Raw genomic sequence first — 23,824 nt, 5'->3', positions numbered from 1 at the left:
TATTTGATTTCGTCCTTTTCTCATTTCCATTGCGCAGTTCGTCACTAAGCTGTAACGGTTTTTACCGCTTCATATGGGCGATGAGTAGCGAGCTGACAGGGCCGAATGGAAGCCCGCGCAACAAAAAAGACATCAAGTGACTGCGGCTGCCCTTGCTGGCAAGTAATCGGCAATTTTTTTGAACGGAACAGGTAATGAAGAAGATGAATCCGGCAGCGTATGACGACGGCGATCTATTCGCTCTTGATTTGCAGGCCTTAGTTGCGCGCTGTTGGGAACTACGACGACAGATCATTTTGTTTGCTGCCGTATTGTCCTTACTGATTTTTGTGCTCTCATTTTGGGTTGCCCGTCAGTACTCCAGCGAAGGGTTCATGCGCGCGCCGCGTAAGTTTGCGGAATACAACGTCCAGAAGGCTGCATTCTGGGATCGCGAGACGCTATACCGTTATCTCGAAGACAACAAGAAAACGAGCGATGCCAACGGTGAGTATTTGTTGGGAAATCTGAGTGAACGCTTCGTTCAGGCGCACTTGCAGGCGGTTTTACCGTTGTCGAGAGATGATCTGCGTTACATCACCGACGCGAAGGGGATGCTCGACACCATTGGTATCCTAGGTTTCTCGATCACGTTCAAGGATCGGTCGGCGGAGAACGCGCAAGCCCGTGTTCAACTGATGGGGGACTACATCAAGGACACCATGCTGAGTGAAGATCTGCTGGATACGATCTATACCAAAGCAGGTGAAGCCAAGGCGAAGAAGCAACAGATCGATAACCAGATCATCCAGAAGAGGCTGGCCCTGACCCAGGCCTCCACCCGACTCGAAGCAGCACGATCGATCGCCGGCAAGTACCCCGAGGCGTCGAAGATGGAAGCGCGCCAATTGCTTTCGACCGGCAGTGACAACAACGCGTCTCGCTATCTATCTCCCGTAGCACAGCTCGTTGGTATTGAAACCGAAATTGCCGACCTGAAATCGCAGCTCACGTTGCTGGAACGCGACGCCGAGCAGAATGGGTTGCGCAGTGAATTCTATGAACGCGTCGACCAGAGCACTCGCCAACCCAAAACCGGTAACGCGTTGCTAGCTGAGTTCGTGAAGACAGCACAAGCTGTATTCGCGGGCAAGGACCTTACAGACGACAAGACACGTGAGATTTATAACCAGATCATGGTGATTGCCGAGCAGATGCGCAACAAGCACATCTCAGAGGCGCGCTTTGTTTCCGGTCCCACGTTGCCGGAGTACCGCTCGGGGCCCGGCTCGCTGGCGCTGGCGCTGCTTTCGCTCATCGGTGGTGTCGTGCTCGGGAGCCTGTTTGTTCTGTTGCTTGACAAGATTCGAACATTCAGGGGGAATCGCGGCAACGCCGCGCTCGATGAAGCGGTTGGACCAGAAGAAGATAATCTCCGGCCGGTTCGCGTCGCTTGATTTGCTCGCATCTAATACAAAAGGCCCGGCATTAGCCGGGCCTTTTGCATGGAGCGCTACCGCGTTGCCGTGATCAACGCATACAAATCATCCTGCGGCTCATACCCCAGCAGGTCTCGCCCGGTCTCCAGGCCCCAATCCATTCCGCGGTTGTTTGACACGCCATTCACGACGATGGCCGATGCTGGCCAGCGCGCAGGGTCGGCCGTGATCGAGCACAGGAACAGCCGGCGCAAATCCCCGTTTGAGAGCCACATGTTGCGGAACCAGCGCAGCGCCACGTGGCTGGCTTCATCGGGCAACTCGGTCGGCACGGGTGTGTCAGCGGTGCCGGAATAGTTGATGTCGTTGGGGTCGTTTTCGTCGGGTAATGCCCAGCCGATGCGCAGCGACACGATCGACAGCTTGCCGCCGTTGGCTTCGGAGACGGCGCCCACTGCTTTGCAGAGCCGTTCGCCCATGGCCTTGGACGTTCCGTAGGCGAGCGAGTAGACGTCTTCGGTGCCGTTATTCCAGCGCGTTCCCGGGGCGGGGGGCAGTTCGGCGGTGAGTTTGCCGGGGCCGATGGTGCCGGCCAGGGGTTGGTCTTTGTACGCGCCCATCGCGTGGTTGGACGAGGCGAACACGAAGCGGCGCACGCCGTGCGTGGCAGCGGCCTGCAGCACATTGAGCGTCATGCCGTAGGAAGCCAGCGCTTGCTCCCACGTTGCGTCTGGCGTGGAGTGGATGGCGGCCAAGTGAATGACCGCATCGACGTTGCTCAGCAGATCCGTCCATGCACCATCGGCTTGCGTGAGGTCGGCCTTGACCCATTGGAAACGTTGGGCCGCTTGCGGCGAAAACTCGACGTTCTGTGCAACCCAATCGACGCCGATGATGGAGGTGCACCACGGGGCGGAGGCCAGTGCCTCGACGACCTTGCGGCCCAGGTTGCCAGCTACGCCGGTCACAAGAACGCGAGCAGGGGTTTGGTAGTCAGCCACGATGTGGAAGTCCGTTCGGGATGAAGGAAAGAAAGGCGCGACCGGCGGCTGGCGCTGCGACATCATCGCGCGCCGCCGTGTCGTTCCAGATCAGGAAGGGGCCCAGACGGGCCCAGGAGTTGTGTGGCGTTTGCCGACGTCAGCAGCCGCGGTCAGCCGCGATTGGAGCCCGACAGCACGTCGATCAGCACCGCGACCACCAGCACCACGCCTTTGACGATCATCTGCCACGAGGCGTCGACGTTCATTTGCTGCATGCCGTTGTCGAGGCTGGCCATGACAAGTGCGCCGATCAGTGCGCCGTACACCGTGCCCGAGCCGCCGCGCATCGACGTGCCGCCGATGAAGCACGCGGAGATGGCATCCAGTTCGCCGCCCACCCCGGCGGAGGGCGAACCTGCCGCCGAACGTGCCGTGGTGATGATGCCCGCGAAAGCGCACATCAGGCCCATCAGCACGAACACCAGCAGCTTGACGCGGCCGACATTCACACCGGACAGGCGCGTGGCTTCCATGTTGCCGCCCACTGCGTAGACGTGACGGCCGAAGACGGTTTGTGTCGCGACGTACGAGAAGATGGCCAGCAGCACGAGGAGGATGAGTACCGGAAGCGGCACACCGCTGGCGTCGTTGAGCACCGCGACGAAGCCAAACGAGGCGGCAGCGATGGCCAGCAGCTTCAGTCCGTCAGCCCAGATCGGCGTGAGCGAGAGCGACAGGCGGGCACGCTCGCGACGGCGGCGCACGGTCAGCACAACCGAACCGGCAACGATGACAGCAGCCAGCGACCACGACAGCCATGCCGGCACGAAGCTCTGCGCGAGGTTGCCGAGGTCATCGGGCACCGGGGCAATCGTCACGCTGTCGGTGCTCCACTGCAGCAGGCCGCGGAAGGCCAGCATGCCGCCCAGGCCAACGATGAACGAGGGCACACGCAGCTTGGTCGTGATGAAGCCGTTGACCACGCCGATGGCCGCGCCTGCCACGAGCACCGTGCCCACGGCCAGCCAGGTGTTCCACCCGAGGTTGACGGTGAGGATGGCAACCAGCCCGCCCAGCAGGCCAAGCAGCGAGCCGACCGAAAGATCGATCTCCCCCGCGATGATGACGAACACCATGCCGCAGGCCAGCATGCCCGTGACCGACATCTGCAGGAACAGGTTGGAGATGCTGTTGGGCTTGAGGAACGTGCCGTTGGTCTGGAAGTAGAAGAAGATCCAGATGAGCGCAACGGCCAGCAGCAGCGCCAGCACCTTGTAGCGCACGAACAGTTGCTGGATGGCGCGACCATCAAGACGCGGGCCGCCATTGCCGCCGTTTTGGCGGGCGAGTTGGGATTGCAGGATATTGGACATGGCAATTCAAGCCGCTTGGCGGCCGGGTTCAGCGTTGATTGCAGCAGCCAGGATGCGCTCCTGGGTCAGGCCTTGATTGACGAAGTCGCCACGCAACTGGCCTTCGCCGATGACCAGGACACGATCGCTCATGCCAAGGATTTCCGGCATCTCGGAAGAGACCATGATGATCGCCACGCCGCTGGCGGCCAGGTCGGCAATCATTTTGTAGATGTCGTACTTGGAGCCGACGTCGACACCGCGCGTGGGCTCATCGAGGATGAGCACCTTTGGCGTCGCCAGCACCATCTTCGTGACCACGGCCTTCTGCTGGTTGCCGCCGGAGAGGCTGGCAATCGCCAGTGCGGGGCTTGCGGTCTTGATGCGCAGGCGTTTGATCTCGCGGTCGACGGTGGTGAGTTCGGCGCCCTTGTCGACACGCAAACCGCGTGCGTACTGCGCCAGCGTGGCGAGCGTGATGTTCTCGCCCACGGCCATCAGCGGGACGATGCCGTGGCGCTTGCGGTCTTCGGGCACCAGGCAGATACCGTTGGCAATCGCCTGTGCGGGCGTGCCGACCTTGACCGGCTTGCCGTCCATGATGATCTCGGCGCTAGAGCGGCCAGGGTAAGCGCCGAACAACGCGGACACCATCTCCGTACGCCCGGCGCCCACCAGGCCGGCAATGCCGAGAATCTCACCGCGGCGCACGGCAAAACTCACGTTGTCGGTGCGCTTGCGGTTGGGGTTGGTGACATCCCAGCAGGTGACGTTGCGCGCTTCCATCACCACTTCGCCTACGGTGTGTTCGACCTTGGGGAAGAGCGATGTCATTTCGCGGCCGACCATCATCGTGATGATGTTGTCGACGGTCATGTCGGCGGCGGGGCGTGTGCCGATGTGCTTGCCGTCGCGGATGACGGTGACGGTATCGCACACACGCTTGACCTCATCGAGCTTGTGCGAGATGTACACGCACGCCACGCCGCTGCGCTTGATGTCGTCAATGATCGACAGCAGCACCTCGATTTCCTTGGCGGACAGCGATGACGTCGGCTCGTCCAGGATCAGCAGGCGCGCGTTTTTGGCGAGCGCCTTGGCAATCTCGAAAAGCTGCTGGTGGCCGCTGCCGTAGTTCATCACGGGCGCGGCCACGTTCACATCGGTCAGGCGCAGGCGGGCGAGGAGTTCTTCCGCCTTGGCGTGCATGGCGTCGTAGTCCATGCGGCCCCCCGGCTTGGTGATCTCGTTGCCGAGGAAGATGTTCTCCGTGACGGAGAGCTGCTGCACCAGCATCAGCTCCTGATGGATGATGACGATGCCGGCGCGCTCGCTGTCACGCACGGAATGTGCGTGCAGCGGCTCACCTTCCCACAGGATCTCGCCTTCGAAGGTGCCGTAGGGGTAGACCCCCGACAGCACCTTCATGAGGGTCGATTTCCCGGCGCCGTTCTCCCCGCACAGACCGACGCACTCGCCTGGCTTCACTGCCAGGCTGACGCCGTCGAGCGCGCGCACACCGGAGAACGACTTCACGATGTTGCGCATCTCGAACAGGGTGCCGTTACTGCTCATGGCGTTCTCCTACTCACTACGACTGACCACTGACCGCCGATGACCGACGACCGACTGCTGCACCGGCTGCTTACTTGCCGAAGATCTGCTGATGCGTATAGAAGCCGTCCTTGACGACGGTGCTATCCAGGTTGTCCTTGGTCAGCAGCGTCGGGGTCAGCAGCACGGTATCGACATCCTTCTTGCCGTTGTTCAGCTTGGTGTTGAACTTCGGCGCCGTGCCCTTCACGAAATCGACGGCCATTTCGGCTGCGGTGGCGGCAATTTCCTTGATCGGCTTGTACACCGTCATGGCTTGCGTACCTTCAGCCACGCGGCGCACGGCGGCCAGATCGGCGTCCTGGCCCGACACCGGCACCTTGCCCGCCAGCTTCTGGCGTGCCAGCGCCTGGATCGCGCCGCCGGCCGTGCCGTCGTTGGACGCGACGATGCCCTGGATGTTGTTGTTGTTTGCGGTCAACGCATTCTCAACAATGTTCTGCGCCTTGGAGGGGTCCCACTCCGGCGTCCACTGCTCGCCAACGATCTTGATGTCGCCCTTGTCGACGTACGGCTTGAGAACCTTCATCTGGCCTTCGCGCAGCAGGCGGGCGTTGTTGTCGGTTGCGGCGCCGCCCAGGAGGAAGTAGTTGCCCTTCGGCGCGATCTTCACGACGCCCTGCGCCTGCAGCTCGCCCACCTTCACGTTGTCGAAGGTCACGTAGCCGTCGATGTCGGCATTCAGGATCAGGCGGTCATACGACACAACCTTGATGCCTTTCTTCTTGGCGCTGGCGATGGCATTGCCCAGCACCTTGGAGTTGAACGGGACGATCACCAGCACGTCGACGTTCTGGGCGATCAGGTTTTCGATCTGGGCGATCTGCTTGGCTTCGTTGGCGTTGGCCGACTGCACGTTCACGGTCGCGCCCAGCTTCTTGGCGGATTCGACAAAGTAGTCGCGGTCGTGCGTCCAGCGCTCGACGCGCAGGTCATCGATCGAGAAGCCGATCACCGGTGCTTCCTTGCTGGCGTGGGCCGAGGTGGCTGCGAAGGTGAGGACCGCGGCGGCGGCAATGGTGTTCAGTACGCGGGAAAGCATGAATGTCTCCTTCTTCATTGATGTTGTCGTTCAGAACGCTATGCCGGCTGTCAGCCCGATTACGAACGCGTTCTTGTTCTGGCTGGTGCCGTCCGGATGCAAGATGTACTGCAGATTAGGACGGAAGTACATCGACGGCTCTGTGGCCAGCCGCAGGACGGCTCGCGCACATGGAGGTTCGTCGCCATCACGCGCAAGGGCGTTTTGGCCGGCACCGGCATCCGGTTCACGGGCCGGTTGGGACTGCAGAATGGTCAAAATTGACAGCGCTGTCAATCTCGGGATTTGCCCTAGGTCCGAGCCATCACACGCGATCGTCTCCGACGCCTTGCAGTGACGTGCCTTGGCTAAAAACTAGGGCAACTCCCTACATTGACAGCGCTGTCAATTCTCCTCATTCTCCTGTCCGGGCCCGCCAAGAGACTCGGCTCGAACGAACAAAGACAACGCCAAATTGAGGAGACGAAAGCTATGCGTATCAAGAACCCATCCCAGCGAATTGCCATCGCGGCCGCTGCAGCCCTGCTGGCAGCCACTAGCGGCCTGGCCGCCGCTCAGAGCAGTGTCACGCTATATGGCCGCGTCGGCGGGGGCATTGACTACACGAACAAGATTGCGACTGCGAACGGCACCGCCAGCAACCTGCAGTACGGCGGCAACCAGTGGGGGACCAGCATGTGGGGCCTCAAGGGTTCTGAGGATTTGGGTGGCGGCCTGTCTGCTGTGATGAACCTCGAGAACGGCTTCAATTCCGGCTCGGGTTCATCGGATGCGCTGTTCAATCGTTACGCCGTCGTGGGGCTATCGAGCACCACATACGGCACGCTGTTGCTCGGCCGGGCCATGGGCATTCCCGATGGCGAGACATGGTCGATTGACCCGATGGGTCTGCAGAACATGGGCGCCGAGACGCTGCAGGCCAACCGTACTTGGGGTTCACGCCAGAAAGCGATCACCTACAACTCGCCGACCTGGGGTGGCTTCTCGTTCCGCGCGCAAGCCGGCCTGAATGGAACGGCGGGGCACTTCAACGCTGGCAGGCAGCTTGCCGGCGCCATGGCCTACCAGAATGGCCCGCTGATGCTTAAGGCCTTCTACGAAGAAATTCGCGACACCAACGGCGAGTTCACCAACCTCTATACCGCTTCCCGCTTGTTCACAGCAGGTGGCACGTATCAGATCGGCGACCTCAAGCTGTTCGGCGGCTACAGCCGTATCCAGTCGGGCGGCGCCACTGTTGCGGACGCGGACAACCCGAGCGGCGCGACCCACCAGCAAACCTACTGGCTGGGGGCCAACTATCAGGTCACGCCGGCTTTGACGCTGATCGGCGGTGCATACAGGGCGAACCGCAACCAGGGCGGCGGAAACGGCACGCTGCTGACGGTGGGCGCCAACTACTACTTCTCGAAGCGCACGTTGCTGTACGGCACCATCGGTACCGTGATGAACGGCAGCAACGCGTCTTTCTCGGTTGAGGCGGGTGGCGGCAAGCCGGCCCCCGGCTCGGGCCAGCAAGGCGTGTACACCGGGATCATGCACTGGTTCTGACGTCCTTCGCGTCGAACGTCAAAGCACGATGGCGGCATGGCCGTCATCGGCGCAACCTTCAAAAAGGGGGCGCGGCGTTCCCTGGTTGGCATCGACCTTGCTCATGTCGCGTGCTGTTTTCTCACCCAACCCAGGGAGCTGCCATGCAACGCGAAGACGTAACAGATCTGATCGTCCTGCAGAAGATCAAAAAGCAACTGACGTGGACGCAATTGGCCGAGGTGATCGGCCACAGCAAGGAATGGAGCACCGCCGCGCTGCTCGGCCAGATGACGCTGACCGAAGCGCAGGCAAAGGCCGTTGGCGCAGCGCTGGATCTGCCTGAAGAGGCCGTCATGCTGCTGCAGGTGACGCCGTACAAGGGGTCACTGCCCACAGCGGTACCAACGGATCCACTGATCTACCGCTTCTATGAACTCATCAGCGTGTACGGCACGACGTTCAAGGCGCTGATCCACGAAGAGTTTGGCGACGGCATCATGAGCGCGATCGACTTCAACATGGATCTCACGCGCGAGCCCGATCCCAAGGGCGATCGCGTTCGCATTGTCATGAGCGGCAAGTTTTTGCCCTACAAGACCTACTGAGCCGTCACGCGCCGTCGTCGCTGTCGTCGTGGTCGTCCAGCTGCGGCCGATTGCGGCGCGGCATTTCGGAGTCGAGCACAAGACGGCCGTGCACGCGGCCTTTCATGCGCGTGACGTGATGCGTGCAATCTTCCATGTGCGTGCTCATGAGTTCGCGCACGGTCTCAGCGTCGCGCGCGCGCGCTGCATCCAGAATCTGCCGGTGGAACTTGACGTTGGACGCGCCGAACTTGGCGTGGTCCTTCGGTGACGTTTCATTGCCGAACACCACAAGCTGCCGAATCATTTCGTTGATCAGCTCGCAGCAGAACCGCAGCATCGGGTTGGGATTGGCCGCAGCCAGAATGTCGTGAAAGCTCAGGTCTTCCTGTCGCTGATCGAGTGGCGCGGCAGCTTTGGCAGAAGCCGGGTCGCACAGATCGATGGTGTGCTCGAGCGCGCGGAAGTCGTCTTCGGTCAGATGCGGCACCGCCCCGGCGGCAAGCTCCGGCTCAAGCAGCCGACGCACGGTGTAGACGTCTGCAATGCCGATGTCTTTGAAGAACAGATAGTTCTGCATGAGCTGGAACGTGCGGTCCAACGGCACCTCGACGATGGTGCCGCCGCCGGCGGGCCCCGTGCTCACACTCACCAGACCCTGCACCTCCAATGATTTCAGCGCCTCGCGGATGGTGCCTTTGCTCACACCGAAGGTCTCCTGCAGCTTGATCTCCTGCGGGAGCTTGTCGCCGGGCTTGAGGTTGCGCTGCGTGATCAGCCGCTTGAGTTCTTCGGCCACGAGGTCGGCGCGCTTCTGCTTGCGGATGCCGATCGACGCCGTCTTGCCTGGTCCGAGTGTGGCCATGGATGTCCGTTCCTTGTTGCGCGCATTCTAACTTCAGGGTTGTGTCACCCGGCTGTCCGGCGTGGTGCATGCATGCCCTTCGATCGTGCGCACGCACCGCATTCCCGCATCGTCACCCGGCATCTTCATCACGCACACCTTGGCGTAAACACCGACCTCTTCGTCGTTGACGCGGCGAGGACGCGGCTTCTATGATGATTTCGCCTATTTATCATAACAAATATAAGAAACTGGTCTGGTTCTTGCTCGACGCTACCGTCGGCGAAAACCTCGCCGGTCAGGCTAGGAGGAAGCCGCCCCAGGTGGCTCCAGGCGCTTGTTGTGTCCCATACACGAACCCCAAGGAGTGCGCTTTGAATCGTCGAGACTTGCTCAAACTGGCGGCGCTGTCCGCCGTGCCCGCGTCGCTGCTGCAGGCCCGCCTTGCGTTGGCGGCAGATGCCATCGAACTGGGCTGCCCGGTGCCGATGTCCGGTCCGTTCGCTGCCAACGGCAAGTTCGCCGACCTGGGCATGAAGCTGGCAGTGGAGCAATACGGCAAGGTGCTCGGCCGCCCGCTGGCGTACAGCGTGCTCGACACCGAGGGCAAGCCGGCCACCGCCGTGCGCAAGGTGCAGGAACTCGCGCAACAGAAGAACGCGCGCTACTTCGCGGGCGGCATCCTGTCGTCCGAGTCGCTGGCGATGGGCAAGGAGGCGGAGAAGTTCGGCGGCGTGTTCATCACCACCGCGGGCGCCGATGAAATCACCGGTAAGGACTGCAACCGCGCGACCTTCCGCTGGTCGGTGCCCACATACGGCGCCATCGAGCGCACCGTGCGCCCGCTGATCGAGTCGATGCCCAAAGCCAAGCGCTGGTACACCATCACGCCGCAATACGTGTTTGGCGATGGGCTGTTGTCGGCTGCCAAGAACATCTTCAAGGAAAAGGGCATCGAGCATGTGGGCAACAGCTACCACGCGCTTACCGAGAAGGAATTCAGCGGCTATCTGACCAACGCGATGGCGGCCAAGCCGGATGTGCTGCTGATCCTGAACTTCGGCTCGCAATCTTCCGACACGCTACGTCAGGCGGTGAGCTTCGGCATGAAGAAGAACACGACGATCCTGGTGGCGTGGGCATCTGGCCTGGAGCAGTTCGAATCGCTCGGCGCTGACTTGTGCGACGGCGTCTACTTCGGCGCGCAGTACTGGCACGACGTCGATACGCCCGCCAACCGCGATCTGGTGAAACGCACGCAGGCCACGTTCAAATCCAACCCGAACTACAGCCTCGCAGGCTCGTACACCTGCACGAAGATCCTGCTCGACGCGATGGCCAAGGCTGGCAGCGCCGATCCGAAGGCTGTGATCGCCGCGCTGCAGGGCATGAAGTACGACGGCCTCACGGGCCCCGAAGAGATTCGCGCGGCCGACCACCAAGTGCTCAAGAACTACTACTTGCTCAAGGGCAAGCCCAAGAGCCGCATGAAAGACAAGGACGACTTCGCTGAAGTGGTTGCCGTCGGCAAGGCATTCCTGCCGATTGAACAGACGCAGTGCAAGCTGGCCTGAGGGTCTGATCTGCCGGTCGCCTGGCTTCAGTTGCTGAAGCGCGGGCGCCTGTCTTCCTGAGTGCCATTTCGGTCAACGCAATGAATGTCTACCTGCTCCAGGTCGTCAACGGCGTGGGGATCGGCATGCTCTACTTCCTGCTGGCGGTGGGGTTGTCGATCATCTTCGGGCTGTTGCGCTTCGTCAATTTCGCTCACGGCGCGTTCTATGCGCTGGGCGCGTATCTCTGCTTTCAAGCCCTGCAGATGGGCATGAATTTCTGGCTGGCACTTGTGTTCGCGCCCATCGTCATCGGCGCGCTTGCCTGGGTGACGGAGAAGGTGCTGCTGCGCCATGTGTATGCGCAGGCGCACGAGTTCCACATCGTCGTCACGGTGGGTCTGGCGCTGGTCGTGCAGGAACTCATCATCGTGGCCTGGGGGCCGCTGGGCGTAGATGTGCCTGCGCCCGATGCGCTGCAGGGCGTGGTGATGTGGGGCGATTTCGTCTACCCGAAATATCGCCTCTTCGTCATCGGTTTTACGGCCGTCCTGGCACTCGCGTTGTGGTGGCTGCTGGAGGGCACGCGCCTGGGCAGTGCGGTGCGCGCGGGCAGCGAATCGACCGAGATGGTGTCGCTGCTCGGCATCAACGTGTTCCGCCTGTTCAGTCTGATGTTTGCGCTGGGCGCGGCTACGGCGGCGGTGGCCGGGGTGCTGGCTGCGCCCATTCGCGGCGCGGAGCCGTTCATGGGCGTAGAGGCCCTCGGCGTCGCCTTCGTTGTGGTGGTGGTGGGCGGCATGGGCAGCTTTGCGGGGGCGCTGGTCGGAGGCCTGCTGGTGGGCATCGTGCAGAGCCTGATGAGCACGCTGTGGCCCGAGGGCGCGCGGCTGATGATCTACGTGGCGATGGCGGCCGTGCTGCTGCTGCGCCCTCACGGCCTGCTGGGGAGGGGATGATGCACGCCGCATTCCATGGACTTTCGCGCTACCGCTTCTGGTGGCTGGCGCTGAGCGTGACGCTATTGCTGCCGCTGGTGCTGACGTCAGGCACGTTGGCCACCGAAGTGCTCGTCTATGCGATGGCCGTCATGGCCTGCAACCTGCTGCTTGGCTATACGGGGCTGCTGTCGTTCGGGCAGGGCATTTTCTTCGGGCTGGGCAGTTATGCGGTGGGCGTCGGCCTCACGCAGCTGTCGCTCCCGATGCCTGTGGCGCTTGTTTTGGCCGTTGTGGTCGGTGCGATCGTGGCGGCGCTGGTCGGCTGGTTTGCCATCCGCCAGCGCGGCACGTACTTCGTCATGCTCACGCTGGCCTTCTCGCAGATGTTCTATTTCCTGGCCTACACCACGCCATCGCTCACGGGCGGGGATAACGGCCTGCTCGACATTCCGCGCCCGGCGTTTGCCGGCTCGCCCTGGGCGTTCTATGCGTTCGTGGCGGTGCTGTTCCTTGTTGTGTTCTTCCTCGTGCAACGCGTGACGGAATCGGTATTCGGCCGCACGCTGCTGGCGATTCGCGACAACGAAGAACGCGCCCTCGCTGTCGGCTACAACGTGCGTGCGTTCAAGCTGCTGGCCTTCGTCATCTCGGGCGCCGTCACGGGCCTGGCCGGCGCGCTGCACGCCATGCTCACGGGCATCGCGCCGCTGGCCAATATCGATTACCACGTCAGCGAGATGATCCTGGTGATGACCGTTATCGGCGGCACGGGCAACGTGTTTGCCTCGGTGTTGGGTGCGGCGTTCTACGTGCTGCTGTCGGACTGGCTCTCCAGCCTGTGGCCGCGCTGGCTCATGTTGCTCGGCTTCCTGCTGATTGCGGTGAGCCTGTTCATGCAGCGCGGGCTGTTCGGGCTCGGACAGAAGCTGTGGCAACGCATGCGCGCACCGCGTAACGCACCGGCAGTGCAGGAGGAAAGCGCATGACCGCCACGCCCATCCTTCAAGCCACTGGCATCGTTAAGCAATACGGCAAGTTCACTGCACTGGGTGGCGTCGATTTGCGTGTGATGCCCGGCACGGTGCACTCCGTCATCGGCCCGAACGGCGCGGGCAAGACCACGCTGTTCCACATGCTCACGGGCACGCGCATGATCACCAGCGGCACCATCGTCTTCGATGGCCACGACGTGACGCGCGAGGCCGACTTCCAGCGCGTGCAGCGCGGCATTGCGCGTTCGTTCCAGGTGACGAGCCTGTTCCCGAGCCTTTCCGTGCGCGAGAACCTGCGCCTCGCCGCACTCGGTACCACGCCGCGTCGTGCCATGCACGGCTGGCGCCTGCCGCAGGGCGATCTGGCGTGCACCGATACGGTCGACCGCGTGCTTGATCGGCTTGAATTGCCACGCCTGGCCGACACGCCGGCTGCCGCGCTCTCGCATGGCCAGCAACGCCGGCTGGAGGTCGGTATGGCGCTGGCCGCCAACCCGCGCGCGATCTTCCTCGACGAACCGACTTCCGGCATGGGCGTGGACGATCTGCCTGCCATGAAGGCGCTCATTCGCGGCTTGGCGCAAGACCATACCGTCGTGCTGATCGAGCACAACATGGACATCGTCATGGACATCTCCGACACGATCACCGTCATGCAGCAGGGCAAGGTGCTGATGGAAGGCACGCCCGATGCCGTACGAGCGGACCCACGCGTGCGCGCCGCGTATCTCGGCAACATGATCACCGGAGGCAAGAAATGACAACGACGGCGATTCTCGACGTTGCAGACCTCCACGGCTATTACGGCAAGAGCCACGTGCTGCAGGGCGTGGCGCTCACGGTGGGCGAGGGCGAACTCGTGACGCTGCTCGGCCGCAATGGCGCCGGAAAATCGACCACCCTGAAGACGATTGCCGGCGTGGTGACGCCGCGCGGCGGGCAGGTGCGTTTTCGCGGCAAGGACATCGCCGGGCAGCCGGCGCATCGCATTGCCGCGCAGGGTTTGTGCCTCGTGCCCGAGCATCGCGGCATCTTCAAGCTGCTGACGGTGGAAGAGAACCTGAAGCTCGGCGTGCGGCGCGATTCTCCGTGGCAGCTGGCCGACATCTACCGCATCTTCCCGCGCCTGCACGAACGGCGGCGCAATGGTGGCGCCAACCTCTCCGGCGGCGAGCAGCAGATGCTGGCCATTGGCCGCGCGCTGATGAACCACCCGCGCCTGCTGATGTTGGACGAGCCGGTGGAGGGCCTGGCGCCCGTCATCGTGGAAGAGATCGTCGCGCAGTTGAAGATGATCAAGCAGGCGGGCGTGTCCATCCTGCTGGTCGAGCAGAACCTGGAGGTCTGCACGCAGCTCGCTGACCGCCACGTGATCATTGAACAGGGCCGTGTGGTCTACACCGGCAGCAACGAAGCCTTCCGCGCCGACGACGCCATCAAGGACCGGTACCTTGGTGTCGGCCTGGCTGCATGAACTTGCGAGAAATGATGACGACAGAGACTCAACTCCGTATCAACGGCGCGCGCCTGTGGGACACGCTCATGCAGCAGGCCAGCATTGGCGCGACACCCAAGGGTGGCGTGCGGCGCCTGGCGCTGACGGATCTCGACCGCCAGGGGCGTGACTTCTTCGTTGCGCAGGCCAAAGCCGCGGGCTGCACCGTACGCGTGGACGCCATCGGCAACCTCTTCGCCAGACGCGCCGGGCGCAACAATGCAATGCCGCCAGTGATGACCGGCAGCCACATCGACACGCAGCCGACCGGCGGCAAGTTCGACGGCAACTACGGCGTGTTTGCCGGCATCGAAGTCGTGCGCACGCTCAACGACGCGGGCATTCAAACCGAAGCGCCCATCGAAGTGGCCGTATGGACCAACGAAGAGGGTTCGCGCTTCGTGCCGGTGATGATGGGCTCTGGCGCGTTCATCGGCGAGTTTGCGCTGGACGCCGTGCTGGCCGCGCAGGACCGCGATGGCGTGGCCGTGGGCGAGGCGCTGCGCAGCATCGGCTACGCGGGCGCCGAGCCGGTTGGCGGCAGGCAGGTCGGTGCCTACTTCGAAGCGCATATCGAGCAAGGGCCGGTGCTCGAAGCGCACGGCACGACGATTGGTGTGGTGACTGGCGCGCTGGGCCAACGCTGGTACGACGTGGTTCTGACTGGCATGGAAGCGCACGCAGGCCCCACGCCGATGGAACTGCGCCGCGATGCGTTGCTGCCGGCGGCGGAGCTTGTCGGCATTGCCAACCGCATCGCGCTGGAGCGCCCACCGCATGCGCGCGCCACGGTGGGCTGCCTGAGCGTGCATCCGGATTCGCGCAACGTGATTCCAGGCCGCGTGTCGATGACGATCGATTTTCGTGCCGCCGACGATGCGATGCTCTCCGACATGGATGCGGCACTGCATGAGGCCGTGGCGGCGTTGGCCGCGCGCAGCGGTATCGATATTGCGTTGCGCCAGGTCGTCTATTTTCCGCCGCAGCCGTTCGACGCTACGCTCGTGAACGCAGTGCGCAGCGGCGCTCGCCAACTCGGTTTGTCAGAGATGGATGTGATCAGCGGAGCAGGCCATGACGCGGTCTACCTTGCCCGTGTGGCTCCCACCGCGATGATCTTCGTGCCGTGCAAGGACGGCATCAGCCACAACGAGATCGAAGACGCCAGCCCGGAACATCTCGAAGCCGGGGCCAACGTGCTGCTGCACGCGATGCTGCAAGCCGCCGGCCGCGTTTGACACCATCACCCGACCGCTCATGCGCATCCTGATCGCTCGCTTCAATCACGAGACCAATACGTTCTCGCCGGTGCCGACGCCGTTGGCATCGTTCCATCCGCACTACGGCGATGACGCTTATCGCGCCGCCAAGGGCACGCGCACAGCGGCCGGTGCGTTCATTGATCTGGCCGAGGCGGCCGGCGCGGAAATCGTCGTGCCCGTTGTTGCCGGGGCGAACCCGAGCGGGCGCGTGGCAGCGCTGGCGTACACCACGTTGTGCGATGTCATCGTCGCGGCTGCGCCGGGGTGCGATGCGCTGCTGCTCGATCTGCACGGCGCGATGGTCGCCGAGAACAGCGACGACGGCGAAGGCGATCTGCTCGAACGCCTGCGTGCGGTGGTGCCCGACGTGCCGATTGCCGTTGCGCTGGATTTGCACGGCAACCTCACGCAGAAGTTCATTGACCTGGCCGACATCGCAGTCAGCTTCAAGACGTATCCGCACGTCGACATGTACGAAACCGGCGAGCACGCCGGCCGCCTGCTGTTCGACAAGCTGGCCGGCCGCGCGAACCCCGTGCTCGCGTGGCGTCGCCTGCCGATGGTCACGCACACACTGCGCAGCCGTACCGACGAAGGGGCGATGCACCGCGCCGTGGCGCTCGCCAAGCGGGCCGAGACTGACGGCATGCTGGCCGTGTCGATCCTGGCCGGATTCGGGCTGGCGGACATTGCTGCGCCGTGCCTTTCCGTCGTGGTCGTTGGTAACGGCGACAAGCACGCAGCAGACGCTGCGGCGCAACGCATCGCCGATGCCATCTGGGCCGACCGCGAAGGGTTCGTCTATCGCTCTGAACCGCTGACCGAATCGATCGCGCGCGCGGCCAAGTTGGCGGATGCGCCGGGCAGCGGCCCCGTGCTGCTGCTCGATCACGGCGACAACTGCATGTCCGGCGGCACGTGCGATGACATGCACGTCCTGCACGAAGCGTTGCGGCAAGGCTTGAGCGGCATCGCCGTCGGGCCGGTGTGCGATCCGGAAGCTGTCGCTGCAATGATCGAGGCGGGCGAGGGTGCCACGGTCACGCTGCCGGTGGGCGACAAGGTGCCGCTTGTGCAGCTCGGCATCTACCCCGTGCCGCGCGCGCTGACGGGCAAGGTTGTCGCCATCAGCGACGGCGAATACACCATCATGGGGCCGACCTATACCGGGCAACGCATCCGCATGGGGCGAACGGCGCTTCTCGACATCGGCGCGGCGCAGATCGTCGTCACGGAGACGCCGCAGGAGCATTGGGACCTCGGCATCTTCACGCACATCGGGGTAGACCCGCTTGCCGCGCGTTTCGTGTTGCTGAAGTCGCGCATGTATTGCCGGCCCGTGTTCGTGCCCATCGCAAAAGCCGTGGTGGAGTGCGACGGCGGCGGCGTAACGAGTTCCGACTACACCCGCTTTCCGTTTGCCACGCTCAAGCGGCCGGTGTTCCCGTTGGATGCCGCGACGGTTCCGTAGAGATACCCGACCGGCTTACCTTCGGTCCGTTGCGGGCGCGTCTCTGTCTTGGTGATGATGCGGCCCGCCAGGCCGTCGATCTCGTCGCATTGCATGCGCGTCCAGCTGCGCAGCTTTTCGATGTTGCTTAGCAGGCCGAGGCGGAGGATCTGCGTGTCTTCGCCCATGCCGACGAGCGTGACCGAATGCTGGCCTGCCGTCACCACGTCGCCGGCGGCCAGCTCGAGCGTGTTGCCCGCGCCGTCCTTGAATTCGGCCGTGCCGCGAATGACGCGGTAAATGACCACCTCGCCTTTCGAGAAGGACGCTGCATCTACCACGCCTGCCTGGCTCTTGGGCAGGCTCGACTGGCCGCGCGGGTTGGTCGCAATGATGTGTCCCGTCACAAGCTGGCCGCTGGGTGCTTCGATGCCGGTGTCGCGCACGTAAACCGGGCCGGGCGATTGGATGGAGTCACCAGCCAGCGGCTTGTACAGCGCATGCAATTCCAGCGGGTCTTGCACCCAGAAGTCTGCACCGGCGGGCCGGTCATGCGCCGGGTGGCTCCAGGCGATGCGCGGCGTCTCGGCTTCGTCGATCAGCGCCGACGGCACAATCGTCGGGTTGGGAAACGTCGTCGGATCGGTAATGAACGCTTCGAGAAACTTGCCCGAGCACCCCATGGAAAGTGCGTCGGGCACCACGGTTTGCGGCGTGTTCAGGTTGTCTTCGGTGGACAGGCCCGACCACGTGTAGAAAAGCTGCCGATGCACGATCGCGCTTTGCAGGATCACCGAACCGGGGCCGACGTAATGCAGCCGGCCATCGTAGTCGAACGTAAATACGCCCGAGGTGACCAGCACGAACTGAAACGCGCCCGGCGGCAGATGCAGATGGAAGTCGGTCGGGCCGGTCTCTTCCAGGTAGATCGGCCGGTTGGTGGCAACCTCATGCAGCAGGAAGGCTTCGTTGTTGGCGGCAAAGCCTTCGTCGGCGCGGCTGTACAGCGCTTGCGGGCGATAGGTCGCTGCGTACTTGGCGTCCTGGCGGCGATCCACCGCAACGAAGTCGCCCGATTTGAGGCGGATCGGGTTGCCGCCCGGATGCAACAGGCTCGAAGCGCGTTGGAACTCCGTGGTGTGAGTGTTCATCGCAACCCTCCGTGAATCGATCAACATCGATGGAGAATGACCTGCCCGGCTTCGATACTCGCCCTGCTGAATGACGCCTCGCTGACAGTCAGTGCGTGAGCGCCATCTTGCGCGAGCGTCGGCGGGTGACGGCCTGGCTCGACGTTCGCGCATCGAGCAGCGCACGCAGCGTGACGCGGTGCGCGTTGTCTTCGTCACGGGCGCCGGTGCTGGCGTCGAAGGGCTCGTTGTCGTGGATAGTGGCGCGCACGATCGGGTAGATCTGCTTTTCCCATTTGCTGCCGTTGAACACGCCGTAGTGGCCTGCACCGGCCTGCACATGGTGTGTCTTCAGGTAGGGCGGCAGCCCCGAGCACAGATCCTGCGCAGCGACGGTCTGCCCGACCGCGCAGATATCGTCCTTCTCCCCCTCGACCGTCAGCAGCGCGGTGTGATGGATCGCCGCCGGTTCGACCAACCGGCCGCCGACCATCAACTCGCCGCGCGGCAATGCGTATTGCTGAAAGACCTTTTCTACCGTTTCCAGATAGAACTCGGCGGTGAGGTCGCACGTGGCCAGGTATTCGTCGTAGAAGGCGCGGATCGTATCGGCCTTGGCAGGGTCGCCTTTGGCGCGCTGGTAGTACATCTCTTCAAACGACTGCACGTGGCGTTCCGAATTCATCGACATGAACGCGCTCAACTGCACGAAGCCCGGATACACGCGGCGCTGCTCGCCCGCAAAGCCGGGCGGCACGACGCCGATCAGGTTCTTCTCGAACCATTCGATCGGCTTGCTGTTGGCCAAGTCGTTTACCGCGGTGGGGCCGACGCGGCAATCGATGGGGCCGGCCATGAGTGTGAGGCTGGCGGGCTGTGCGGGGTCGTTGTCGGCAGCCAGGAGTGAGACCGCCGACAGCGCGGCCACGGTCGGCTGGCAGATGGCCAGCACGTGTGCGTCGGGGCCGATGTGGCGGATGAAATCGATCAGGTGGCCGACGTATTCATCAAAGCCGAAGCGCCCGGCTGACACCGGAATGTCGCGCGCGTTGTGCCAGTCCGTCACGTACACGTCGTGATCGGCGAGCATCGTGCGCAGCGTGCCGCGCAGCAGCGTGGCGAAGTGCCCGGACAAGGGCGCAGCAACCAGCACGCGCGGTTGCGGCGTGGGCGTTGTCTTGCGGAAGTGCACGAGCGTGCCGAACGGCGTTTGCATCGCGGTGTCTTCCACGACCGGCACCGCGCGGCCGTCGACCTCAACGCTGTCGATACCGAACGATGGGCGGCGGTGCGTGATCGCGCTGCACTCCAGCAGTTCGAGCCAGGCATCCATTGCCCGGGCAGTCGGATGCACAGTCGACGGGGGCCACTGCGCCATCGCCAGCCGCGAGAACGAGGCCCATGCACGCGCGGGCCGCAGGCATTCGGACAGCCACTGGTAGAGGGGATACGCGAGCAGGTTCATGGCGGGTTCCGTGATGGCGTCGCAAGACACGTCAAGGCCGGTCGAACGAAGCAGGCAATACATATGCCACCTCACATGCCGGTGGGCGCAAAACCGCATCCGCGCTGATGATGACTGGCACAGGCTTTGCGCGGCATCCACGCGGGGTGCGGCGTGGCACGCGTCCTTGCAGCGGGCGGGTGCAACCAGCGCACCGGCAAGGTGCCTGACGCCGGTCATGCACCTGATTGGAAAACGGGGACAACCGGGGACCGATATGAAATCCGTCGACCTGACAACGCTGACGATCAGCAGTCGCAATTATTCGTCGTGGTCGATGCGCGGCTGGCTGCTGGCCAAGCTCAGCGGCCTGCCTTTCGAGACGGTGAGCGTGCCCATCGACGCCTCATCGCGCGCGGAATTGCTGCTGCTGTCGCCGTCGATTCTCGTGCCGTGCCTCACGCACGAAGGCCGCAAAGTGTGGGACGTGCTGGCGATTGCCGAATACCTCAACGAACTCCGCCCCGAGGCCAAGCTGCTGCCCGCCGACCGACATGCCCGCGCGCATTGCCGAGCGATCTGCGGCGAGATGCATTCGGGCTTCAGCGCGCTGCGCTCGGCACTGCCGATGAATCTGCGCGCACATTTCCCGAACTTCCGCATCTGGTCCCGCGCGCAGCACGACATCGAGCGCATCACGCTCATCTGGCGCGAATGCCTCGCCCAGTACGGCGGCCCTTGGCTGTTTGGCGAGATCAGCATGGCTGACGCGATGTATGCGCCAGTCGTCATGCGATTCCTGACCTACGACGTCAAGCTCGATCCGGAGATTGCCGAGTATTGCCTGCGCGTGCTCGAGCACCCGCACGTCGCCGAATGGATTGCCGGGGCGAAGGCTGAACAGGCAGATATCGACGAGCTGGATATGGAGTTCTAGGGCGGGGCCCGAAGTACTTGCGAGACGACGGCCTGCCAATCAAGTACCGGCCCCACACCCGCGCGGATGGAACTAGCGAGCTGAATCCCAGAAGCGTTGCGCACGGAACGGGCGAGCATCCACGGTGGGTGTCTCGCCCGTCATCATTTCCGCAATTAATCGCCCGGTAATCGGGCCCAACGTCAGGCCGTGGTGTGCATGGCCAAACGCGAACCACAGGCTTGGATGGTGGGGCGCCGGCCCGATGATCGGCAACATGTCGGGCGTGCAAGGGCGAGCGCCCATCCACGGTTCCGCATCCACACGTTCTGCCAGTGGAAAGAGCTTGCGGGCGACGGGCTCGACAGCGTCCAGTTGCACGGGCGTCTTGGGTGCATCGCGGTGCGCGAGTTCCGCGCCGGTGGTCAGCCGGATGCCGCGCGCCATCGGCGCCAGCACATAACCGCCGTCGGCATCCAGCACGGGATGGTTCAACTGCGCACCTTGCGCGGGCGCGTAGTGCATGTGGTATCCGCGCTTGACGGCCAGCGGCAGGCTGTAGCCCAGGCGTGAGGTGATGACGTCCGCCCAGGGGCCCATGGCGATGACGACGTTGTCGGCGCGCAGCTCGCCTTCCTTGGTTTGCAGCAGCCACGGTGCGTTGGGCGTGAGCGTGTTGGCATCGGCTTCAAACAGGCGGCCGCCGAGTTGCTCGAAATACTTTGCGTAGGCCGTGACCAGCGCGTTTGGGTCGCTCACGGAATCCGCTTCCGTGTAGCGCAGGCCGCCCAGCAGCGATGTGTCCAGATGCGGTTCAACGCTGCGCAGGCGCGCCGGGTCGAGCGCTTCAAAGGCGACGCCGTATTCGCGCTGCCAGCGCTCGACGTTGCGCGTTTCCTTGTCCTGCGTGGCCGCGTTGCGGAAGACCTTGATCCAGCCACTGGGGCGGATCAGCCCTGTGGCGCCAGCGGCTTCGGCCAGCGCGCGGTGCTCGCTCACGCTGTGCGCGATCAGCGGTGCATACGCACGTGCAATCGCTGCGTGCCGCGTGGGGTGCGAGTTGCGCCAGTACTGCCACAGAAACGGCAGCAGCCGGGGCATATCGCCGGGGTGGTAATGCACGTCGGCCGACGTATTGCTCGCATAACGCAACAGCGTCGAGAGGTCGCGCGGGAACGCATACGGATACACACCCTCGCGCTGGATCAGCCCGGCATTGCCGAACGACGTCTCAAAGCCCGGCGCACGGCGGTCCACAAGGGCGACGGCGCGCCCGCGTTGCTGCAGATGCACCGCTACCGATACGCCGACAATGCCGGCGCCCAGCACAAGGGTGTCAAAGCGCATGGCGAGCCGCTCCTTAAGGCTTGGCCAATGCCGTGACGGCGATCTCGACGTCAATGCCCGGGCGCATCAGGCCCGACTGCACGCAGGCGCGCGTAGGCGCGTGGCCGGCCGGCACCCAGGCTTCCCAGGCGGCGTTCAGCTCGGCAAAGTGCTTGGCGTCGGTCAGCCAGATGTTGGCGGAAATCAGTCGCGTCTTGTCCACGCCCGCTTCGGCCAGCAGAGCATCGATGCGCTCGAGGATGTTGTTGGTCTGCTCCGTCACCGACTTGAAGTCGACGTCGGGCACTTGCCCGGCCAGATGCACGATGCCATTGGCGATCACGATCTGGCTCATGCGGGCGTTGGTGTGGAGGCGTTGGATATCGGTCATGTCGAGGAGGTTGTTATAGGTTCAGACGGCCGAGGTGCCCATGCCGCTCGTGGCGGCATCGAACACCGGCGGTGCGGTGACGATGGATTGGAGTGCCGGCGTCGGCTGCGTGAGCTTGGTGAGGTCCGGACGCGGCCGCCGCAGCGTAGCAGACGCGTCGAAAGCCTGCTCGAGCGCATGCGCCACGGCAAGCGTCTTGCGGTCGCCGTGGAACGGCCCGACGATCTGCAGGCCGAACGGCATGCCAGCGTGGTCAACACCGCATGGCAATGAGATCGCCGGGTGCGTGGTCAGCGTGACGACGTACGTCAGCGCCAGCCAGCGGTAATAGTTCTCCTGCGCGTGGCCGTCGATGTGCGTGGCATACAGCTCGCTCCACGGAAACGGCGACACCGGCGTCGTCGGCGACAGGATCACGTCGAACTGGCCGAACGCCCCCTGGAAGCGCTGGAGAATGCGTGTCTGTTCCGCCTGGGCCCACGCACAATCGGCAAGCGTCATCGCGGCGCCCAGCTCGTAGTTGGCGCGCGAGTTGGGGCCAATCGAGGCCGGGTCACGCGTATAGGCATCGTGCAGGCCGGCCACAAAGCTCTCTGCGCGGATCACGTCAAAGCAGCGATGCACCTCGCCCAGATCGAACTGCACGGGTTCGCACGATTGGAACATCGGCGCGATGGCGGCAATGCGCTCGCGGAAGACCGCGCGGATGCTGGCATCGACATCGCAGCAGCCGAAGTCTTCCGTCCAGCCGACGCGCAGCGAGGACAGATCGACGGGCGCGGGCGTGGCAAAGCTCAGTGGATCGACGTGAAAGCTGAGCGGATCGCTCGCCGACAGACCCGCCGTGGCGGCCAGTTGCAGGCAGGCTTCGGCCACCGTGCGCCCCATCGGGCCAACCACCGAAATGGGTGTCCAGCCGAGTTTCTTGCGCGAATTCGGCACCAGCCCCGGCGATGGCCGAAAGCCGACCACACCGCATTTGGAGGCCGGAATGCGCAGCGAGCCGCCGGTGTCGGAGCCGGTGCAGACGGGCAGCATGTCGCACGCCAGCGCCGCTGCCGCGCCGCCCGATGAGCCGCCCGCATTCAGCATCGGGTTGAACGGGTTGCCTGTTGCGCCCCACACCGGGTTGCGCGTGTTGGCGCCGGCACCGAACTCCGGCACGTTGGTCTTTGCCACCAGCACTGCGCCCGCAGCGCGCAGGCGCTCGACCAGCAACACATCCTGCATCGGCACATTGCTGCGCGCGGTGGGCGAGCCGTACGTGGTGAGCAGGCCGGCGGTGTCTTCAAGATCCTTCACGCCCAGCGGCAGGCCATGCAGCAGGCCGAGCGGTTCGCCATTGAGCACGGCGCGCTCTGCGGCTTTTGCGGCTTCGCGTGCCTGCGGAAAGCACGTCGCTGTGACGGCATTCACGGCTGGGTTGATGGCTTCGATCCGCTCGATGCAGGCGTCGAGCAACTCGACGGGCGAGATTTCCTTGGCGCCGATCAGCCGGCGCAGTTCCACTGCAGAACGGCTGACGAGTGTGTCGTTGTGCGACATGAACATTCC

At 63.7% G+C, this 23,824-nt stretch carries 22 protein-coding genes; 11 read left to right on the top strand and 11 right to left on the bottom strand.

Annotated features, from left to right (window positions below; all coding sequences use genetic code 11):
• Nucleotides 1-194: 194 nt before the first annotated feature.
• Nucleotides 195-1,436, top strand: a complete 1,242-nt coding sequence (locus NG898_RS19685; protein ID WP_252694005.1) for a GumC domain-containing protein — start codon at nt 195-197, stop codon at nt 1,434-1,436.
• A 56-nt stretch (nt 1,437-1,492) separates the two neighbouring features.
• On the opposite strand, the gene NG898_RS19680 is transcribed toward NG898_RS19685, so the two are convergent.
• The 5 genes from NG898_RS19680 to NG898_RS26130 all read right to left on the bottom strand — a co-directional run bounded on the left by NG898_RS19680 (nt 1,493) and on the right by NG898_RS26130 (nt 6,667).
• Nucleotides 1,493-2,419 (bottom strand): NAD-dependent epimerase/dehydratase family protein, encoded by a 927-nt coding sequence (locus tag NG898_RS19680; RefSeq protein ID WP_252694004.1) that lies wholly within the window; start codon nt 2,417-2,419, stop codon nt 1,493-1,495.
• Nucleotides 2,420-2,571: 152 nt separating this feature from the next.
• The gene (locus NG898_RS19675; RefSeq protein WP_252694003.1) at nt 2,572-3,774 is read right to left on the bottom strand and encodes a sugar ABC transporter permease; all 1,203 of its coding nucleotides are present in this window, start codon (nt 3,772-3,774) and stop codon (nt 2,572-2,574) included.
• A 6-nt stretch (nt 3,775-3,780) separates the two neighbouring features.
• Nucleotides 3,781-5,328 (bottom strand): xylose ABC transporter ATP-binding protein, encoded by a 1,548-nt coding sequence (locus NG898_RS19670; RefSeq protein WP_252694002.1) that lies wholly within the window; start codon nt 5,326-5,328, stop codon nt 3,781-3,783.
• Nucleotides 5,329-5,398: 70 nt separating this feature from the next.
• Entirely contained in the window at nt 5,399-6,409 is a 1,011-nt protein-coding gene (gene xylF / locus NG898_RS19665) for a D-xylose ABC transporter substrate-binding protein (protein ID WP_252694001.1), read from the bottom strand.
• Between the two features lie 30 nt (nt 6,410-6,439).
• Nucleotides 6,440-6,667 carry a carbohydrate porin gene (locus NG898_RS26130; RefSeq protein WP_260774050.1) on the bottom strand — a complete coding sequence of 76 codons (228 nt, stop codon included), beginning with the start codon at nt 6,665-6,667 and terminating at the stop codon, nt 6,440-6,442.
• Between the two features lie 213 nt (nt 6,668-6,880).
• Between NG898_RS26130 and NG898_RS19655 the strand changes: the two genes are divergently transcribed.
• Together NG898_RS19655 and cynS are read left to right on the top strand one after the other, a co-directional pair.
• Nucleotides 6,881-7,960 carry a porin gene (locus NG898_RS19655; RefSeq protein WP_252694000.1) on the top strand — a complete coding sequence of 360 codons (1,080 nt, stop codon included), beginning with the start codon at nt 6,881-6,883 and terminating at the stop codon, nt 7,958-7,960.
• Nucleotides 7,961-8,103: 143 nt separating this feature from the next.
• Entirely contained in the window at nt 8,104-8,547 is a 444-nt protein-coding gene (gene cynS / locus NG898_RS19650) for a cyanase (RefSeq protein WP_252693999.1), read from the top strand.
• Between the two features lie 4 nt (nt 8,548-8,551).
• Here the strand turns inward: cynS and NG898_RS19645 are convergent, their stop codons facing one another.
• Complete coding sequence (locus tag NG898_RS19645; protein ID WP_252693998.1) at nt 8,552-9,391, bottom strand: FadR/GntR family transcriptional regulator; 840 nt, start codon at nt 9,389-9,391, stop codon at nt 8,552-8,554.
• Nucleotides 9,392-9,744: 353 nt separating this feature from the next.
• Between NG898_RS19645 and NG898_RS19640 the strand changes: the two genes are divergently transcribed.
• The 7 genes from NG898_RS19640 (at nt 9,745) to NG898_RS19610 (ending at nt 17,084) form a co-directional block, all read left to right on the top strand.
• Complete coding sequence (locus NG898_RS19640; RefSeq protein WP_252693997.1) at nt 9,745-10,944, top strand: ABC transporter substrate-binding protein; 1,200 nt, start codon at nt 9,745-9,747, stop codon at nt 10,942-10,944.
• 80 nt (nt 10,945-11,024) lie between these two features.
• Nucleotides 11,025-11,882, top strand: coding sequence for a branched-chain amino acid ABC transporter permease (locus NG898_RS19635; protein WP_252693996.1), 858 nt, complete (start codon nt 11,025-11,027; stop codon nt 11,880-11,882).
• Nucleotides 11,882-12,850: a branched-chain amino acid ABC transporter permease gene (locus tag NG898_RS19630; protein WP_252693995.1), complete on the top strand. Its 969-nt coding sequence runs from the start codon at nt 11,882-11,884 to the stop codon at nt 12,848-12,850. The genes NG898_RS19635 and NG898_RS19630 overlap by 1 nt, the downstream gene beginning before the upstream one ends.
• Complete coding sequence (locus NG898_RS19625; protein WP_252693994.1) at nt 12,847-13,617, top strand: ABC transporter ATP-binding protein; 771 nt, start codon at nt 12,847-12,849, stop codon at nt 13,615-13,617. Before NG898_RS19630 ends, NG898_RS19625 begins: the two co-directional genes overlap by 4 nt.
• Nucleotides 13,614-14,330 (top strand): ABC transporter ATP-binding protein, encoded by a 717-nt coding sequence (locus NG898_RS19620; protein WP_252693993.1) that lies wholly within the window; start codon nt 13,614-13,616, stop codon nt 14,328-14,330. Before NG898_RS19625 ends, NG898_RS19620 begins: the two co-directional genes overlap by 4 nt.
• A gap of 14 nt (nt 14,331-14,344) precedes the next feature.
• Nucleotides 14,345-15,589, top strand: coding sequence for a Zn-dependent hydrolase (locus tag NG898_RS19615; protein WP_420803708.1), 1,245 nt, complete (start codon nt 14,345-14,347; stop codon nt 15,587-15,589).
• A gap of 19 nt (nt 15,590-15,608) precedes the next feature.
• Complete coding sequence (locus tag NG898_RS19610; protein ID WP_252693992.1) at nt 15,609-17,084, top strand: M81 family metallopeptidase; 1,476 nt, start codon at nt 15,609-15,611, stop codon at nt 17,082-17,084.
• Here NG898_RS19610 and NG898_RS19605 read toward each other — a convergent pair.
• Entirely contained in the window at nt 17,015-18,214 is a 1,200-nt protein-coding gene (locus NG898_RS19605) for a cupin domain-containing protein (protein WP_252693991.1), read from the bottom strand. The genes NG898_RS19610 and NG898_RS19605 overlap by 70 nt on opposite strands.
• Before the next feature lie 88 nt (nt 18,215-18,302).
• A complete protein-coding gene (locus NG898_RS19600) occupies nt 18,303-19,658 on the bottom strand; it encodes a polyhydroxyalkanoate depolymerase (protein ID WP_252693990.1) in 1,356 nt (451 codons plus the stop codon).
• A 256-nt stretch (nt 19,659-19,914) separates the two neighbouring features.
• Here NG898_RS19600 and NG898_RS19595 point away from each other — a divergent pair, with 256 nt between their 5' ends.
• The gene (locus NG898_RS19595; protein WP_027679701.1) at nt 19,915-20,574 is read left to right on the top strand and encodes a glutathione S-transferase family protein; all 660 of its coding nucleotides are present in this window, start codon (nt 19,915-19,917) and stop codon (nt 20,572-20,574) included.
• Nucleotides 20,575-20,646: 72 nt separating this feature from the next.
• On the opposite strand, the gene NG898_RS19590 is transcribed toward NG898_RS19595, so the two are convergent.
• Genes NG898_RS19590 through NG898_RS19580 form a run of 3 tightly spaced genes read right to left on the bottom strand, consistent with a single transcriptional unit; the run spans nt 20,647 to nt 23,815 of the window.
• Nucleotides 20,647-21,900: an NAD(P)/FAD-dependent oxidoreductase gene (locus tag NG898_RS19590; protein ID WP_252693989.1), complete on the bottom strand. Its 1,254-nt coding sequence runs from the start codon at nt 21,898-21,900 to the stop codon at nt 20,647-20,649.
• A gap of 13 nt (nt 21,901-21,913) precedes the next feature.
• Nucleotides 21,914-22,270 (bottom strand): RidA family protein, encoded by a 357-nt coding sequence (locus NG898_RS19585; protein WP_252693988.1) that lies wholly within the window; start codon nt 22,268-22,270, stop codon nt 21,914-21,916.
• Between the two features lie 21 nt (nt 22,271-22,291).
• The gene (locus NG898_RS19580) at nt 22,292-23,815 is read right to left on the bottom strand and encodes an amidase (protein WP_252693987.1); all 1,524 of its coding nucleotides are present in this window, start codon (nt 23,813-23,815) and stop codon (nt 22,292-22,294) included.
• Nucleotides 23,816-23,824: the final 9 nt, after the last annotated feature.

The organism is Ralstonia mojiangensis (assembly GCF_023955645.1).
Lineage (GTDB): Bacteria > Pseudomonadota > Gammaproteobacteria > Burkholderiales > Burkholderiaceae > Ralstonia > Ralstonia mojiangensis.
Note: the sequence above shows the minus strand (reverse complement) of the source record. Positions and strands in the feature narration are given on the sequence as shown.

Bases quoted from the DNA above. Each gene is read 5' to 3' on its own strand.
- NG898_RS19610 (WP_252693992.1), top strand. From the start codon at position 15,609: ATGCGCATCCTGATCGCTCGCTTCAATCACGAGACCAATACGTTCTCG.
- NG898_RS19625 (WP_252693994.1), top strand. From the start codon at position 12,847: ATGACCGCCACGCCCATCCTTCAAGCCACTGGCATCGTTAAGCAATAC.
- NG898_RS19645 (WP_252693998.1), bottom strand. From the start codon at position 9,391: ATGGCCACACTCGGACCAGGCAAGACGGCGTCGATCGGCATCCGCAAG.
- NG898_RS19605 (WP_252693991.1), bottom strand. From the start codon at position 18,214: ATGAACACTCACACCACGGAGTTCCAACGCGCTTCGAGCCTGTTGCAT.
- NG898_RS19615 (WP_420803708.1), top strand. From the start codon at position 14,345: ATGACGACAGAGACTCAACTCCGTATCAACGGCGCGCGCCTGTGGGAC.
- NG898_RS19685 (WP_252694005.1), top strand. From the start codon at position 195: ATGAAGAAGATGAATCCGGCAGCGTATGACGACGGCGATCTATTCGCT.
- NG898_RS19630 (WP_252693995.1), top strand. From the start codon at position 11,882: ATGCACGCCGCATTCCATGGACTTTCGCGCTACCGCTTCTGGTGGCTG.
- NG898_RS19595 (WP_027679701.1), top strand. From the start codon at position 19,915: ATGAAATCCGTCGACCTGACAACGCTGACGATCAGCAGTCGCAATTAT.
- NG898_RS19675 (WP_252694003.1), bottom strand. From the start codon at position 3,774: ATGTCCAATATCCTGCAATCCCAACTCGCCCGCCAAAACGGCGGCAAT.
- NG898_RS19590 (WP_252693989.1), bottom strand. From the start codon at position 21,900: ATGCGCTTTGACACCCTTGTGCTGGGCGCCGGCATTGTCGGCGTATCG.
- NG898_RS19620 (WP_252693993.1), top strand. From the start codon at position 13,614: ATGACAACGACGGCGATTCTCGACGTTGCAGACCTCCACGGCTATTAC.
- NG898_RS19670 (WP_252694002.1), bottom strand. From the start codon at position 5,328: ATGAGCAGTAACGGCACCCTGTTCGAGATGCGCAACATCGTGAAGTCG.
- xylF (WP_252694001.1), bottom strand. From the start codon at position 6,409: ATGCTTTCCCGCGTACTGAACACCATTGCCGCCGCCGCGGTCCTCACC.
- NG898_RS19635 (WP_252693996.1), top strand. From the start codon at position 11,025: ATGAATGTCTACCTGCTCCAGGTCGTCAACGGCGTGGGGATCGGCATG.
- NG898_RS19600 (WP_252693990.1), bottom strand. From the start codon at position 19,658: ATGAACCTGCTCGCGTATCCCCTCTACCAGTGGCTGTCCGAATGCCTG.
- NG898_RS19580 (WP_252693987.1), bottom strand. From the start codon at position 23,815: ATGTCGCACAACGACACACTCGTCAGCCGTTCTGCAGTGGAACTGCGC.
- NG898_RS19655 (WP_252694000.1), top strand. From the start codon at position 6,881: ATGCGTATCAAGAACCCATCCCAGCGAATTGCCATCGCGGCCGCTGCA.
- NG898_RS19585 (WP_252693988.1), bottom strand. From the start codon at position 22,270: ATGACCGATATCCAACGCCTCCACACCAACGCCCGCATGAGCCAGATC.
- cynS (WP_252693999.1), top strand. From the start codon at position 8,104: ATGCAACGCGAAGACGTAACAGATCTGATCGTCCTGCAGAAGATCAAA.